The following is a 14,886-nucleotide window of genomic DNA, read 5'->3' on the forward strand; positions in this document are numbered from 1 at the left end:
GCATTACGCCACGATGTCGCTGACTGCAGCCTGGCCGACGGTGGTGACGAGGAAATCCGCCACGCCGTGACCGGAGAAGTCCACTGCCAGGGTGCCCAGGTTGGTACCTGCGGCATAGGTCAGTACAGCATCGCCGGCATGCCCGGTGAAGGCATTGACGAAAGTCAGGCCTGCGCCTTTGGTAATGCCCGACAGGTCGATCTTGTCCGAACCCGAGGTAAAGTCAAAGATCTTGTCCGCCGCCCCAGGCTTGGAGTCGGAACTGGCACCGAACACAAAGGTGTCACTGCCCGCGCCGCCCCACAGTTGGTCTGCTCCGCCGCCGCCGTAGATGAGGTCGTTGCCGGCCCCGCCCTTGATGACGTTGGCCGCGTTGTTACCAATGATCAAGTCATTGCCCGCGCCGCCGAAGGCGTTCTCGATGGTCACGCCCTTGGCGATGGACACGTTGCCCACTAGGCCGCCCACGTCGGAGAACGACGCTTCATTGAGGTTGATCTTCTGGTTCTGGGTGAAGCCGGAGAAGTCCAGGGTGTCGTTGCCACCACCGTCCCATACCGAGAACACCAGCTTGTCGGCATTGGACGTGGCGCTGAGGAAATCACGCCCGGTGTTGGAGTTGAACCCGTAGGTGGTGTCGCCGGCGCGGGTGTTGTAGTTGGCACCGTAGAGCTTCTGGATCGCCGCAATATCGTCGATCAGCGGGCCGGACGCGTAGGCCTCGACTCCGCCTTTACTGAAGTTCTGGTTGGTGTTGCTCTCGCTCCAGTAGCTCATCAGGCTGTAGCCGCGCGTGTCCTGTCCATAGGTCGCGTCGTTGTAGGTCGGGTTGCCATTCCCGGCGTTGTAGTCGCCAGGGTGAGCCAGGCCCAGGGTATGGCCGATTTCGTGGGTCAGGGTCTGCCGGCCGTAGTTGTTCAGGTCCGGGGTCTTGTTCGGCGTGTAGCTGTTGTTGGTCAGGTACCACGAGGTGCCGTCGTAGCCTGCGCCGGTGCCGGGCAGGTAGGCGAACGCTGCCGCGCCGTCCTGGCCGCTGCTGTAGTTGCCGAACGTCATGTGGCCGTCACCGCCGCTGGCTTTCTCGGTGAAGGTGACGTTGGCCACGTCCGCCCAGGATTGCATGGCCAGTACGGCCTGTGCTTTTTGCTGTGCGTTGAACTGGCTGAAGCCCGCGATGCCATGTTTGTTCATGGTGCTCGAGGAGGCCGAAGTCAGGAAGGTGTAGGTCAGGTCGATCTTGCCGTTACCGTCAAAGTCCCGGTACGCGGCGCCGTCGCGCAGCAGCTGTGTGGCCGCCTGGTCAACTGTATAGGAGGGTTTGCCATTGATCGTGAGGTTGCCGCCACGGTCATACAGATGGCTGAAGCTATCGATTTGCGAGTAAGCGGTGCTGGCTTGCGCCGCCGACACGATAGCCTTGTCTTTTACTTTTGACATAAACGTACTTCCTTGTTTGCAAGTGCATCAGTCTTTGATCGATAGGAACCCCGCGGGCGAGATCGTCCTATCACTCGCCTCTTTTGAAGGCGTAAGAAAACTGACACAACTTGAAATCTTTCGTCTACATCTTTTCCTGCACTAAAACTCCCCGGACACTCAACTCAAGGAAGTATCAATCAATGTTTGTTGGGCAGCGCCGCGTTTGTCCGACAAAAAAACCGCCCCGTTATTTAAATATTAAATAGTCCTAACGTTTGTGCATGTGTTCGGCGCCGTTAGTTATTGGATCCATTATATTGACAGGGTGTCATTGGCAACATTAAACAGCCATTACTTATATTAATAAGTTCGGCTGGCCCCTATTACCGGGACACATGCCAGCCCGCCTTGCTTAATGCCGACAATAACGTGTCACCCGTGAGGCCGGGCACCAGGACGCCTTGATCGGTGAGCATGTCCTCCCCCGCCAGGATCGCATTGATGATTGCCTCTTCCACCGCCTCCGCCGCGGCACTGAACAGCGGCGAGATGTGGTCGTTGTTGACCATCTGCAATGCAGTGCTGAAGGGTAGATGCTTGCGCCCGTAGTCGGCGGGCGGCAAATCCTGGTTGCCGGTGGCAAAGGCCAGGAACAGATCACCGCTGGAGTCCTCGGTACCGCCGCCGGTACGGGCGATGCCGATCGATGCGCGTTGCGCCAGCCGCTGGCATTGGTGTGGCAACAGCGGCGCGTCGGTGGCGAGGATCACCACGATCGAGCCCATGCCCGGCGTGCCTTGCTCGGCAAACGGCGACGGGATCTCCATCAAGTGGCGCCCCACCGGGTAGCCATCCACCCGCAGTTCCTGGCGCTTGCCGTGGTTGGCCTGCACCAGCACGCCGACGGTCCAGCTGCCCTGCTCCGCTGGCAAGCGCCGCGAGGCCGTGCCAATGCCGCCCTTGAACTCATGGCAGATCATGCCAGTACCACCGCCCACAGCGCCTTCCTGCACCGGGCCGGTTTCGGCGTTGCCCACGGCTTCGCGCACATGCTCCGGGCCGACATGCTGGCCCCAGATATCATTGAGCAGGCCGTCATAGGTTTCCATCACCACCGGCATGCACCAGTACACGGCGGGGTCTGCCAGACGCTCGCGCTCCAGCGCGATCAGGCTGTCGCGCACCACGCCGATGCTGTGGGTGTTGGTGATGGCCAGCGGCGTGGTCAGCAACCCCGCCTCGTTGATCCATTCAAGACCGGTGGCGTCCCCGTTGCCATTGAGCACGTGGTACCCGGCAAAGCACGGTTGCTGGCGGGCTTCCCCGGCACGTGGCTGGATCACACTGACACCGGTGCGCACGTGCTTGCCCTCATGGTGCGTCTTGAGCGTACTGTGACCGACCCGAACGCCGGGCACATCGGTGATGGCGTTCCATTCACCGGGTGTGCCCAGCCCCAATGTGATGCCCAATTGACGTGCGCGCATAACCACTCCTTACAATTTCTGGAAGACCGGACTCGACCGGCCACTGATGCAATACAGAATCACCGACAGGGCCAGCAGGCCGATGATGACCATGATGTCCCGCACCGAGGCGGCGGCCACCAGGGTGACCAACAGATAGCCGGCGCCCAGTACCGCGAGCAATGCCGGCAGTGGCCACAACGGCATGCGATAGGGATGCTCGCGATCACGCAGCAACACTCGGCTCATCAACGCGCTCAAGGCCACCACCAGGTACACCAGCATGATCAGCAGCACGCTGAACGAGGTGAGGTCGGCCAGGTTGGAACTGAAACTCAGCAGCGCCGAAGGAATCGCCAGGAACAGCGTAGCCAACCACGGCGAATCCCAGCGCGGATGAATGCGGGTGAACAGCTGGTTGATGCTCGGTGTCCACAGCGCATCGCGCCCACTGCTGAATACCACGCGGCCGATCTGGATCACGATGGCCACAATCGCGTTGAACACCGACAGGAAGATCCCGGCGCTGACCAGCCGCGACAACGTTTCATTGCCGTGGCTGCTCAACAGGTAACCGATAGGGTCCGGGCTGCTGATCATCGCACTCAGGGAGGGCGCGCCGATCAACAGCGCGGTAATCGGCACCAGTTCGATGATCACCACCAGGCCCAGGGACCACAGCACTGCCTTGTGCACGCCCTTGCCGCCGCATTTCATGTCTTCGGCCAGCAACACCGCCGGGCCATAGCCGTTGTAGGAAAACAGGCCGACCCCCACCGCGCCGATCACCAGTGCCCAGGGTGCCAGGTGCAGCACGCCGTTTTCGACGATTTGCGGCTGGAACAGCACGCTGGCCGGCTGCACCGGGTTGCCGAAGCCGATCACCACGATCACCAGCAATGCCGCCACTTCCAGCAGCAGGCAGGTGCCGGTGATCCAGGCGTTGAGTTTGATATTGAGGATGCCCAGCGCGTAACTGCACACCACGATCACCAGTGCGACGGTCTGGGCGTCGAACTTCGTGCCGAGGGCGTTATTGAGGTAGGTCGCCGCGCCCGTGGCCAGTACCGGCGGGATAAACAGCAACATGACCAGCACCGTCAGGAACGTCGCATAGCCCGCCATGCCACCGAACACACGCTTGGCATACACGTACTCTCCGCCGGCGCTGTTGTGGGCACGCCCCAGTTCGGCGTAGCAAAAGGCAAACATCAGCGCGAGCAAACCGGCCATTACAAACGCCAGGAACACGCCGCTGCCGGCCTGCTGGATGGCAAACGGTGCGATCACGAACACGGAACTGGCCGGTGTCACCGCCGACACGGTAATAGCTACCACTTCGAAGACGCTCAAGGTGGGTTTCAGCACGCCGTTGGGCGCAGGGGAAGTGCTCATATCGTTATCCTCTGTCGTTGTTCTTGGTGTGAGGCAGAAACGAAAAGTCTGAGAGGCACGGGATATGTTTCCCGCTGAATGATGGCGAAGATAAACATTGGGTTTATGTCAGCCAATTCCCCTATTGGCGTACTCCCCTTGACGCCACCGGGCAAAAGCCGAACCCTTGGCCAATCTTTTGTTGGCGGGAGCCTGACACATGAGCCTGTTTCGGGAGGTCGGGATGCACGCCGGCCTGGGCCGCACCGTCGCGTACATCGGTACCGAGCGTTTCTGGAAACAGCTCGTGCTGTTGCTGCACCAGTGCCTGCCCTTCGATAACGCCCTGGCGATCTACTACCCCTTGGAAGGCGCGCCCCAGGCCCTGGAAGAATACGACGCCCAGCCCAGCAGCAAGCCGGCGTCGATGCTGGCGTACCTCAATGGCTTGTATTTGCTCGACCCGTTTTTCCAGGCCTGCCGCGAGGGGTATGCCAGCGGTGTGTACCGCCTGGAGGAAGTGGCCCCGGACCATTTTCGCCAGAGTGAGTACTTCCTCAGCTACTTCCACGACAACGTGCTGGAAGACGAGGTGCAATTCATTCTGCAATTGCCCGGCTCGGGGACCTTGTCGCTGTCATTGGGCATGCAGCGGCGCTTCAGCCTCGAGGAGACGGGATTGATGACGACCGTGGCGGCCTGGGTATTGCCGCTGATGCAGCAGCACTGGCAGCAAAGCACCCGGCGTGCGCCGGCGATGGACAGCCAGATCAGGGATGCCCTGAGTCAGTTCGGCTGCGGCGTGCTCTCGGACCGCGAGCTGGAAATAGCCCGCCTGGTGCTGCGCGGGTTCTCATCCAAGGCCATGGCCGAACGCCTGAACATTTCGCCGGACACGGTGAAAGTGCACCGTCGGCATTTGTACGCGAAGCTGGATATCTCGTCACAACCCGAGCTGTTTTCGTTGTTTATCCAGTCGTTGGGGCATGACCTGGAGCATCCTTGACCCTCTAGAAGCCCGGCCTGCCGGCGATGGCGCCGGTGAGATGGCCATCGCCGGCAAGCCGGGCGCCTACCGTGCCTGCGTTGACCTCAGCGCCCGGTCCGGATGGTGTTCCACACCCGCGTGCGCACCCGGTCAACGTTCAGCGGCATCGCTTCGAGTGCGAACAGCTTGCCCATCATCTCGGGGCTCGGGTAGATCTTGGTGTCGGCCTTGATCGCAGGGTCCACCAGGCTGTCGGCGGCTTCGTTACCGTTGGCGTAGTGCACGTAGTTGGTGATGCTGGCCATCACTTGCGGGCTCAACAGGTAATTCATGAACGCGTAGCCGGCTTTTTCGTTGGGGGCATCGGCGGGCATGGCGACCATGTCGAACCAGATCGCAGCGCCTTCCTTGGGAATGTTGTAGCCGATGTTCACGCCGTTCTTGGCCTCCTTGGCACGGCTTTCAGCCTGCAGGATGTCGCCAGAGAAACCGACTGCCACGCAGATATCGCCGTTGGCCAGGTCCGCGGTGTACTTCGAGGAATGGAAGTACGCCACATAAGGCCGCACCTTCATCATCAGGTCTTGCGCTTTCTTGTAGTCCTCGGGCTTCTTGCTGTGGTGCGGCAAGCCCAGGTAGTTGAGCGCAGCGGGCAGCAGCTCCGGACCATTATCCAGAATCGCCACCCCGCATTTCTGCAGCTTGGCCATGTTTTCCGGCTTGAAGATCAGGTCCCAGGAGTCGACCGGTGCGTTGTCGCCCAGTACCGCCTTGACCTTGTCGATGTTGTAGCCGATGCCGGTGCTGCCCCACAGGTACGGAAAGCCATGGGCATTGCCCGGGTCATTGTTTTCCAGGGCCTTGAGCAACACCGGGTTGAGGTTCTTCCAGTTGGGCAACTGGCTTTTGTCGAGCTTCTTCAACGCGCCGCCCTGGATCTGCCGGGCCATGAAATGGTTGGACGGGAACACCACGTCGTAGCCGGATTTACCGGTCATCAACTTGCCGTCGAGGGTTTCATTGCTGTCGTACACGTCGTAGGTGAAACCGATGCCGGTTTCTTTCTGGAAGTTCTTGGTGGTGTCCGGTGCGATGTAGTCCGACCAGTTGTAGATTTTCACCGTCTCGGCGGCCTGGCCGATAGAGGCCACCAACATCAAGGGCAACAGGGCAATGGCTTTCATGGTTCGATTTCCTGGCGGTTTTAGGGCTGTTTTTATGGCAGGCGATCAAGGATCAAAGCGTTACAGGATCAATACGTAGGTCTTGCGCACGGTTTCCTGGATGTCCCAGATGCCGGTGCTGTTGGCCGGCAACATCAGTGCATCACCGGCTTGTATGTGGACGATTTCGCCGCTGTCAGGGGTGAAGGTGCAGCGGCCCTGGATGAAGTGGCAGAACTCCTGGGATTTGATCTGGCGACGCCAAACGCCTGGGGTGCATTCCCAGATGCCGGTTTCGACGCCATCGTTGCGCTCGACGGTCAGGGTCGAGGCCACGGCAATGGGCTCGCCCAGCGGCACAGCAACGGGCGACGAGTCAGGTAGGTGGGCGTTCAGCGTGTCTTTGAATTGCGTGATGCTCATGGGATTTTCCCGTGTGAGTGAAACGTCTTAGTGCATGAAACCTTCCATGAATCCGGCCACGCCGGTCGCCAGCTTGCGGCGCCAAGGGGCGGTGTTGGGGTTGGCCAACACCTGGTCTTCATGGACGAAACTGCGAATGATCGCGTTGTAGCCCAGCCAGCGGCAGGGTTCGGGCTCCCAGGGCTTGAGCGCGTCCAGGCCGCGTTCGCGGATCACCCAGGGTTGATGGGTCAACGGCGTGTCGCGGCCCAGGATCAGGTCGGCCAGGGTGCGGCCGCCCAAGTTGGTCGCGCCGACGCCCTCCCCGCCGTATCCCCCGGACAGCGCGATGCCAGTCTTGTGATCGCAGAGCATGTGCGGGCGGAAATTGCGCGACATGCCGAGGTTGCCGCCCCAGGAATGGGTAATCCTCACGCTCTTTAGCTGTGGGAAAAGCTCACCGAACAGGTAGCGACGCAGCTCCACTTCGCTGTCGGTCAAATCGAAGTCATGGCGCAGCTTGCCGGCAAACTGGTAACCGCCGCGCGCACCGAACACCAGTCGGTTATCCGCCGTACGCTGCCCGTAGGTGACCTGGCGGCTGCTTTCACCAAAGGCTTGGCCATGGCTCAGGCCGATGTCGTCCCAGGTGCTGGCCGGCAACGGCTCGGTGGCGACGATCAGGCTCTGCACCGGCAATTGGTAGCGGCCCAGCAGTGGCAAGGTATTGGCGTAGCCCTCCACTGCCGGTACCACCCAGGCTGCCCGGACGCTCGCCTTGGCAGTGCGCAGGCTACCGGATTGCCAGTGGGTAACCGGGCTGTTTTCGTAGATTGCCACGCCCATGCGCTCCACCACCCGCGCTAGGCCACGCACCAGCTTGGCTGGGTGGATGGTTGCAACGTGCGGCGCATAAATGCCGCCATAGGGCCTGGCGATGCGGATCTGCTCGGCCAATTGCTGCGGGCCAAGCCAACGGTAGTCGGCTTCGGTCAGGCCCTGGGCGTAGAGTTTGTCGAGGTAGCGGCGCAGGCTGCCCTCCTGCTCGGGGTAGCGCGCCGCGCAGTACAAGGCGCCACCCTTGCGGTAGTCGCAGTCGATGCCTTCACGCGCCAGCACCTGGGCGACTTCGTCAGGGATGGCGTGCAGCATGTCAAAGGAGGCGCGGCGCTGCTCGGGGGCCAGGCCGGCGAGCAAGCGGTCCTCACCCAGCAGGTTGCCCATCAGCCAGCCGCCGTTGCGACCCGACGCGCCAAAGCCGGCGGTTTGCGCTTCGATGATCGCGATCTTCAGCTCGGGGGCTTGGCGTTTCAGGTAGTAAGCGGTCCACAGCCCGGTGTAACCGGCGCCGATAATGGCCACGTTGACGTCCAGGTCATGCTCCAGGGCCGGCCGCGCGTGCAGCGGGTCGTCCAACTGGTCCATCCATAAACTGATAGTGCGCCATGCCGGCATGCCAGGTTCCCCCACCTCGTTTCGATAGGGTCGATCCTAGGGCGCGCCGTCATGGGTTGTCTTGCGCGCGTGCACGCAGGGAAATTTGTTTGACATAGGCCTTGGGCGACTGGCCCGTGTGCTGGCGGAACGCGCTGTAGAACGCCGACAACGAGTTGAAACCTGCGGCAAACGCCAGGTCGTCGATCTTTAACGGCGGCACGGCCTTATCCAGGGCGGCCAACAAATGCTGGAGCCGTGCCTGGTTCACATAGCGATAGAAGCTCTGGCCCAGCACCTGGTTGAGCAGGTAGGAAATCTGGTTGCGGCTGTAGCCACATTCCTTGGAAACCCGTTGCAGGTCCAGCTCCGGGTCCAGGTAGGGTTGCTTGCATTCGAAATACTGCTGCAGGTCATTGGCCATGTGCCCCAATTGCTGGGGCGACAGGCCCAGGCGGCTGACCGAAGGCCGCGCGGCCTGGGCGGGTTGTTCATGCACCAGGGAGGCGTATTCGTTGACGCGCCAGATCAACCCGTCGCGTACCGTGATGGCCTCGCTGGTGCGGAACGACACCAGGCCCTGGCCGCCACGCAAGGTGATGCGGTACTGGATGAATGCGGTATCGCCATCGGCGCGGATACGGTCGCTGTGCTCGATCGCCTCGTCGGCCTCGCGCGGCATGCTGGCTTGCAGGTAGTCACGCAAGTCGGCGAACCCAATGACACGGTTCTGGAAAAAGTCGTGGTACTGGATGTCCGGATGGTAGTAGGACATCACGCCCTCCAGGTCCCGGTGGCGCCAGCACAGGTGGTGGCGCAGTACCAGCTCGCGTGTGGCCTGGGATTGCTGGGCATCATCGGCGGGGGCGATGTCGGGCATGAATGGCTCTGGGGCGGGTAAACCCTGGAGATTGCCGAATTTTGCCAAGGTCTTCAATGGCCAAATGGACCTTCTGACTAATGGCCTTTTGCCTGAATCCGGGTAGGAGATGACCCACGTCAACTTATGTGAAGACAACCGCCGAACGGAACCAAAAAATTCACCTCGGGGTTGCGAACGAATGCTACTTTTAAGCTCTCAGACGCCACGACCAGTGAAGGTCATGGCCCCCCTACCGCGAGCTAAAGGAAGCGCTCAATGACCAAGGTGGGCAACATGAACAAAGTGACGTTCCCCAACGCCTGCCAGCTGATGCGCTGGCATTTTCATCCGATGGGTTTCGAGGGCAGCATGGACGCCCCTGGCAGTATGATCGCGCGCCTGTTCGACCGCGCCAGCGGCGAGACACTGATAGCTATCGCCGGCATCCCCTGCGCTACCGTGATGAATGCAGCCGATGTGGAGCGGATTATCGAGGCGGTGGAGGATGAATTGGAGTCGTTCGTACCGCCGCTTTCCTTGCGGGCCTGACTCAACTTCTCCATGGAAACAGGGTGAAAAGGTGGGAGCGGGTTCCCTCGCGACTACCATGGTTCAGCCAGCACATGTGGGGCTGAACCCTGGTAGTCGCGAGCAAGGCCGCTCCCACATCAGTTCCGGCGCCCCATCAGTTGCGCTGGTCGTCAAAGAAGGTTTTCCTGCCATCGACCCGCTCCGACGCCTTCGGCACATTCACCGCCTGGCCTTCGGGCTTTTCCACATACCAGTAGCAATGGCTCACTGCGCGGGTAATGCCCACGTAGGCCAGGCGCAGCACTTCGTCCTTTTGCGCATTGTCGTAGGGCTCGCTGTCGCCATCCTTACCCAGGCCTGCCATGCGATACACCTGGTTCTTGTAGGGAGAGCGGGTCACGTGCTGGCAATCCCCAAGCAGGAACACTGCGTCGGCTTGCAGCCCCTTGGCACTGTGATAGGTCAGCTGCTTCAACCTGCGCGCCTGGGGCGGCAAGTTAGAATCCACATTAACTGCAGGCTGAATATGCTCTTGAATCAATAACTTATCGCTGCTTTTTCGATACAACATCAACACCGATTCACCGCGTTGATAATGCTCCAGCAGTTGCCGCCCCAACGCTGCGTCGTCGCGCTCCAGGACTTTGACGGGCACCAAATCCTTATGCGTGCCACTGGCCTTGGCCTTCTTGCCTGGAATCGCCGGCGCCGCACGCACGATGTGCTCGGCGGCATCGATGATGTGCTGGTGGCTGCGGTAGTTCTCACCCAGCATTACGCGCGTGGTGGCAGGTGACGGGAATTCCTTGTTGAACTCCATGAAGTACTTGGGCGAACTCCCGCGCCAGCCATAGATGGATTGCCAGTCATCCCCCACGCACAACAGCGATGAGTGCTGTGCACCGCGCCCGACATGCATCGCCGGGCCACGGCTGCGGATCTCGCGCAGGCTGGCGCGGATCCACGAGACGATTTGCGGTGAAACGTCCTGGAATTCATCGATCATCAAGTGCGAAAGCGGCCGCAACAACGGATCACTGAGCAGCTTGAGATTTTCCGGGGTGTTTTCGCCGAACAGCGAGAACATGCGGTTGTAGGTCATGATCGGTGGCGACTGGTCCAGCAAGTGATCTTCCAGGGCTTTCCAGAAGATGCTCAGGGCTTCGAAGAAGAAACGGTCCGGGTCATCCTTGGCAAAGCTCATCTGCCCAACTGCGGTGGGCACGTCCAGCCCGAGGTTTTCGATAAACCCGGCGGCCATCACGAAGCTGTCCAGCAACGGCGCCGAGGCCAACTCGCCCTTGACCTTATAATCAAAGCCCGGCCCGGCCGCGGCATCATCCGCCAAACTGCTTAAAAGCCGCTTCGAAGAATCGTAACTATCAAGCCATATCAATGGCTTACGGCAGAAAGCTTGAAACAACGTGCGCTTTACCGCCCATTCCGCACGCACCGACAGTTTCGCGTTGGGCCGGCTGATCTGGGCGTTCTCCCGCGAATCGAAGCCCAGCACCACCCAGGCGTCCAGCTCGGGTATATAGCCATGACAGTGAAACTGCGCGCCGTTGATTTCCAACGCCTGGCGACTGGGTTCAATGCCCTTGATCGGCCAGGCGCCGGCCCGGAACCACAGGTCCTCGATCACATCGCAGAGTTCTTCATCGCGCTTGGCCGCCAGCTCAGTCACGGCAACGCGTTTTTGCACGTCGGGGTGATCACGCTCCAGTTCCTTGAGCTGCAGGCCATGGCGTGCCAGCGGCGCAATCAACTCACGAAAGCGTGGGTGCTGCCCGTGCAACCGGTGATAACAGGCATTCATCTGCTGGCGCTGGGCATCGTTGATACGCAAGTCGAAGGGGTTGCTGTCAGCGTCTTCAAAGCCCGCATTCAGGTTCTCGAACGCTTGCAGGCGCTCAAAGCCTGGCAGGCTGCGAACCATGGGCAGGATGCGCGAGTGAAAGGTACGCACCACGGCCTGTGCTTCTTTCATGCCAAGGGGTTGGCCCCACAGGCTGAGAATTTCCATGAGCTTGTTGATGAAGTCTTTGCGCGACTCGCGGGTAAAAGTCACCACCGTCATCGAGCTGAGCTCGAAGCCCAGATAATGGGTGAGCAACAAGATACGCAGCACCAACGATGTGGATTTGCCCGCCCCGGCCCCCGCGATCACTGAGGTAGAAGGCGTATCGCTGAAAATCATCTTCCACTGCGCCGCGCTGGGCTGGGCGTGGGCCGGCAGCAAACGTGCAACGTCCGCCTTGATGCGCTTCTTCAAGTCGGCGGTGAGCGGCAGGCGCCAATCATCGAACAGGCTGTCATCCACCCCCGGTGCACGATGCTCATCCGGGCGATAGTCACGAATCAGCAACACCTGGCGGCCTTCCTCAAGGCCATCGGCCTTGCCCTCGCGATAGCCGTATTCCACGCCCGCCTCGTGCCCGCTGCGGAAACCATCAGCCTGCCCGTGCAACCAGGAAAACCGGTGCTGGGCGCGCAGGCGGGTCAGGCCATGGCCAAACAGACGCGCAGCGAGGCGCTTCAATAACGGCATGTCAGCCAGGGGGCGCAGTTCGGGGGGAAGATCAGGCTTTTGTTGCGACACGCGGACTCCTGCGATGGGCGGGTTCTTACAAGGGCACCATGGTCGCCGGAATCGACGTTCAGTTCCAGCCAATTGCTTTGCTGTCATGCAGTTAGGCGCTGAACTGAAAGTCAAAACGCCACTAACCAATCTAATCGACTGATAGGAATCAGGCACTTTTCAGGCTTTTTATCGATCATGACCTGCTGGATCATAAGCACCATCCACAGGAGACGATCATGCTAGAACTTCGACCTTTCACTTCCCTGGGCGGCGCCCATCATGGCTGGCTTGACGCTCATCACCACTTCTCATTTGCCGAATACCATGACCCCAAGCGCATGCACTGGGGTAACTTGCGGGTCTGGAACGATGACATCATTGCGCCGGGCACCGGATTTCCCCAGCACCCGCACCGTGATATGGAAATCATCACCTACGTGCGTGAAGGTGCGATCAGTCATGCCGACAACCTCGGCAACAAAGGCCGTACCGAGGCCGGTGATGTGCAGGTCATGAGCGCAGGCACCGGGATCGCCCACAGCGAGTACAACCTGGAAGGCACGCCCACCAAGATTTTCCAGATCTGGATTATCCCGAACGAGGCGGGTCTGCCACCGTCCTGGGGCGCCAAGCCGTTCCCGAAAGGCGATCGCGAAGGCTTTGTGACACTGGCCAGTGGCAAGGCCGGGGACAGCGAGAGCCTGCGCATCCGTGCGGATGCACGCCTGGTGGCCGCGAACCTGAAAGCCGGGGAAAGCGCGGAATACCGCTTGGACAACGGACGCCGTGCGTACCTGGTGCCGGCCACTGGGGTGATTGAAGTCAATGGCTTGCGGGCACACGCCCGAGACGGCGTGGCAATCGAGGAGGAGCAGGTGTTGCGGGTGACGGCCATTGAGGACAGCGAGATTGTCCTGGTCGATTTGGCCTGATTTCAAGCACCGGTGGGAGGAGCATGCCCCCTCCCACTGGCGTATTGCGCCGTTACTCTGAGATCGCGCCGTCTACCAGCACCTGCGCCTCTTCCACGAGTTGCTTGAGGTGATCCTCACCGATAAAACTCTCGGCGTAGATCTTGTAGATATCCTCGGTGCCCGACGGCCGTGCAGCGAACCAGCCATTTTCGGTCATCACTTTCAAGCCGCCGATCGCCTGGTTGTTGCCCGGCGCGTGACTGAGGATTTGTTGAATGCGCTCCCCGGCCAGCTCAGTGGACGTCACCTGGTCTGGCGACAGTTTGCCCAGCAAGGCTTTCTGTGCCGGAGTGGCCTTGGCGTCCACACGGATCGCGAACGGCTCGCCCAGGGCATCAGTGAGACCGCGGTAGATCTGACTGGGGTCCTGGCCTTTGCGCGAGGTCATTTCCGCCGCCAGCAAGGCAGGGATCAGGCCATCCTTGTCAGTGCTCCAGACCGTACCGTCCTTGCGCAGGAACGAGGCGCCGGCGCTTTCTTCACCACCAAAACCCAATGAACCTTCGAACAGGCCATCGGCAAACCACTTGAAGCCAACTGGCACTTCGTAGAGGCGACGGCCAATGCGTGCGGCAACGCGGTCGATCAGGCCGCTGCTGACCACGGTCTTGCCCACGGCCGCGTCAGCGCGCCAGTCTGGACGGTTCTGGAACAGATAGTCGATGGACACCGCCAGGTAGTTGTTTGGTGCCAGCAGGCCACCGGATGGGGTGACGATGCCGTGGCGATCGTGGTCCGGGTCGCAGGCGAACGCTACGTCAAAGCGTTCCTTCAGCCCGATCAGGCCCTGCATGGCGTAGCTCGAGGACGGGTCCATGCGGATCTGGCCGTCCCAGTCGACGCTCATGAAGCGGAAGGTCGCGTCGACTTCGGTGTTCACCACGTCCAGGTTCAGGCGATAGTGCTCGGCAATCGCCGACCAGTAGCGCACCCCTGCTCCGCCCAACGGGTCTACGCCCAGGCGCAGGTCGGCGCTACGGATAGCGTCCATGTCGATCACGTTGACCAGGTCAGCCACATAGCTGTTGAGGTAGTCATGGCGATGGGTGGTGTCGGCCTTGAGCGCCTGCGCGTGGGTGATCCGCTTGACCCCGGCCAGTTTGTTGGCCAGCAGTTCGTTGGCCTTGGCTTCAATCCACTTGGTGACGTGGGTATCGGCTGGCCCACCATTGGGCGGGTTGTACTTGTAGCCGCCACTCTGCGGCGGATTGTGCGACGGCGTGATGACGATGCCGTCGGCCAGACCGCTGGTGCGACCACGGTTGTAGCAGATAATGGCGTGGGAAATGGCCGGAGTCGGCGTGTACTCATCGCCCTCCGCCAGCATCACGTGCACGCCATTGGCGGCCAGTACTTCCAGGGCACTTGCACCGGCAGGCGTCGACAGGGCGTGGGTATCCAGGCCAACAAACAGCGGGCCATTGATACCCTGGGCTTCGCGATACAGGCAGATGGCCTGGCTGATGGCGAGTACATGCCATTCGTTGAAGCTCAATTCGAACGAGCTGCCACGGTGCCCGGAGGTGCCAAACGCGACGCGCTGGGTGGAGATTGCTGCATCAGGCTGGCCGGTGTAATAGGCCGTGACCAGTCGCGGGATATCCACCAGCAACTGGGCTGGCGCCGGCTTGCCCGCAAAAGGACTGATTGTCATGCATAAACCTCGGAAAGAAGGATTCGGAAAAAATG

Annotated in this window: 12 protein-coding genes; 3 read left to right on the top strand and 9 right to left on the bottom strand. The window is 60.8% G+C overall.

Annotated elements, in window-relative coordinates; all coding sequences use genetic code 11:
- Positions 1–3: 3 nt before the first annotated feature.
- The 3 genes from CQ002_RS08745 to CQ002_RS08755 form a co-directional block, all read right to left on the bottom strand.
- Entirely contained in the window at positions 4–1,437 is a 1,434-nt protein-coding gene (locus tag CQ002_RS08745; RefSeq protein ID WP_034105390.1) for a serralysin family metalloprotease, read from the bottom strand.
- A 365-nt stretch (positions 1,438–1,802) separates the two neighbouring features.
- The gene (locus tag CQ002_RS08750) at positions 1,803–2,906 is read right to left on the bottom strand and encodes a P1 family peptidase (RefSeq protein ID WP_105162156.1); all 1,104 of its coding nucleotides are present in this window, start codon (positions 2,904–2,906) and stop codon (positions 1,803–1,805) included.
- Between the two features lie 9 nt (positions 2,907–2,915).
- On the bottom strand, positions 2,916–4,280 hold the full coding sequence (locus CQ002_RS08755; protein WP_105162155.1) for an APC family permease: 1,365 nt from the start codon (positions 4,278–4,280) through the stop codon (positions 2,916–2,918).
- 199 nt (positions 4,281–4,479) lie between these two features.
- Here CQ002_RS08755 and CQ002_RS08760 point away from each other — a divergent pair, with 199 nt between their 5' ends.
- Positions 4,480–5,265 (top strand): helix-turn-helix transcriptional regulator, encoded by a 786-nt coding sequence (locus tag CQ002_RS08760; RefSeq protein ID WP_105162154.1) that lies wholly within the window; start codon positions 4,480–4,482, stop codon positions 5,263–5,265.
- 86 nt (positions 5,266–5,351) lie between these two features.
- On the opposite strand, the gene CQ002_RS08765 is transcribed toward CQ002_RS08760, so the two are convergent.
- From CQ002_RS08765 to CQ002_RS08780, 4 genes are read right to left on the bottom strand one after another with little or no spacing between them, the layout of a single operon-like run.
- Positions 5,352–6,431, bottom strand: a complete 1,080-nt coding sequence (locus tag CQ002_RS08765; protein WP_034105397.1) for a polyamine ABC transporter substrate-binding protein — start codon at positions 6,429–6,431, stop codon at positions 5,352–5,354.
- 60 nt (positions 6,432–6,491) lie between these two features.
- On the bottom strand, positions 6,492–6,833 hold the full coding sequence (locus tag CQ002_RS08770) for a cupin domain-containing protein (RefSeq protein WP_034105399.1): 342 nt from the start codon (positions 6,831–6,833) through the stop codon (positions 6,492–6,494).
- A 27-nt stretch (positions 6,834–6,860) separates the two neighbouring features.
- Positions 6,861–8,267, bottom strand: coding sequence for an FAD-binding oxidoreductase (locus CQ002_RS08775; protein WP_105162153.1), 1,407 nt, complete (start codon positions 8,265–8,267; stop codon positions 6,861–6,863).
- A gap of 49 nt (positions 8,268–8,316) precedes the next feature.
- The gene (locus tag CQ002_RS08780; protein WP_034105403.1) at positions 8,317–9,126 is read right to left on the bottom strand and encodes an AraC family transcriptional regulator; all 810 of its coding nucleotides are present in this window, start codon (positions 9,124–9,126) and stop codon (positions 8,317–8,319) included.
- Between the two features lie 258 nt (positions 9,127–9,384).
- Between CQ002_RS08780 and CQ002_RS08785 the strand changes: the two genes are divergently transcribed.
- On the top strand, positions 9,385–9,657 hold the full coding sequence (locus CQ002_RS08785) for a DUF1652 domain-containing protein (RefSeq protein WP_034105405.1): 273 nt from the start codon (positions 9,385–9,387) through the stop codon (positions 9,655–9,657).
- Positions 9,658–9,793: 136 nt separating this feature from the next.
- On the opposite strand, the gene CQ002_RS08790 is transcribed toward CQ002_RS08785, so the two are convergent.
- Positions 9,794–12,241, bottom strand: a complete 2,448-nt coding sequence (locus CQ002_RS08790; RefSeq protein ID WP_105162152.1) for a UvrD-helicase domain-containing protein — start codon at positions 12,239–12,241, stop codon at positions 9,794–9,796.
- A gap of 218 nt (positions 12,242–12,459) precedes the next feature.
- Between CQ002_RS08790 and CQ002_RS08795 the strand changes: the two genes are divergently transcribed.
- Complete coding sequence (locus CQ002_RS08795; RefSeq protein WP_034105409.1) at positions 12,460–13,155, top strand: pirin family protein; 696 nt, start codon at positions 12,460–12,462, stop codon at positions 13,153–13,155.
- Positions 13,156–13,207: 52 nt separating this feature from the next.
- Here the strand turns inward: CQ002_RS08795 and pgm are convergent, their stop codons facing one another.
- Positions 13,208–14,851 carry a phosphoglucomutase (alpha-D-glucose-1,6-bisphosphate-dependent) gene (gene pgm / locus CQ002_RS08800; RefSeq protein ID WP_069023853.1) on the bottom strand — a complete coding sequence of 548 codons (1,644 nt, stop codon included), beginning with the start codon at positions 14,849–14,851 and terminating at the stop codon, positions 13,208–13,210.
- Positions 14,852–14,886 lie beyond the last annotated feature (35 nt).

The sequence above is a fragment of the Pseudomonas sp. MYb13 genome, assembly GCF_002980075.1.
Lineage (GTDB): Bacteria > Pseudomonadota > Gammaproteobacteria > Pseudomonadales > Pseudomonadaceae > Aquipseudomonas > Aquipseudomonas lurida.

Coding starts and splice junctions, on each gene's coding strand:
- CQ002_RS08755 (WP_105162155.1), bottom strand. CDS start 4,280: ATGAGCACTTCCCCTGCGCCCAACGGCGTGCTGAAACCCACCTTGAGC.
- CQ002_RS08775 (WP_105162153.1), bottom strand. CDS start 8,267: ATGCCGGCATGGCGCACTATCAGTTTATGGATGGACCAGTTGGACGAC.
- CQ002_RS08770 (WP_034105399.1), bottom strand. CDS start 6,833: ATGAGCATCACGCAATTCAAAGACACGCTGAACGCCCACCTACCTGAC.
- CQ002_RS08760 (WP_105162154.1), top strand. CDS start 4,480: ATGAGCCTGTTTCGGGAGGTCGGGATGCACGCCGGCCTGGGCCGCACC.
- CQ002_RS08745 (WP_034105390.1), bottom strand. CDS start 1,437: ATGTCAAAAGTAAAAGACAAGGCTATCGTGTCGGCGGCGCAAGCCAGC.
- CQ002_RS08795 (WP_034105409.1), top strand. CDS start 12,460: ATGCTAGAACTTCGACCTTTCACTTCCCTGGGCGGCGCCCATCATGGC.
- pgm (WP_069023853.1), bottom strand. CDS start 14,851: ATGACAATCAGTCCTTTTGCGGGCAAGCCGGCGCCAGCCCAGTTGCTG.
- CQ002_RS08785 (WP_034105405.1), top strand. CDS start 9,385: ATGACCAAGGTGGGCAACATGAACAAAGTGACGTTCCCCAACGCCTGC.
- CQ002_RS08765 (WP_034105397.1), bottom strand. CDS start 6,431: ATGAAAGCCATTGCCCTGTTGCCCTTGATGTTGGTGGCCTCTATCGGC.
- CQ002_RS08750 (WP_105162156.1), bottom strand. CDS start 2,906: ATGCGCGCACGTCAATTGGGCATCACATTGGGGCTGGGCACACCCGGT.
- CQ002_RS08780 (WP_034105403.1), bottom strand. CDS start 9,126: ATGCCCGACATCGCCCCCGCCGATGATGCCCAGCAATCCCAGGCCACA.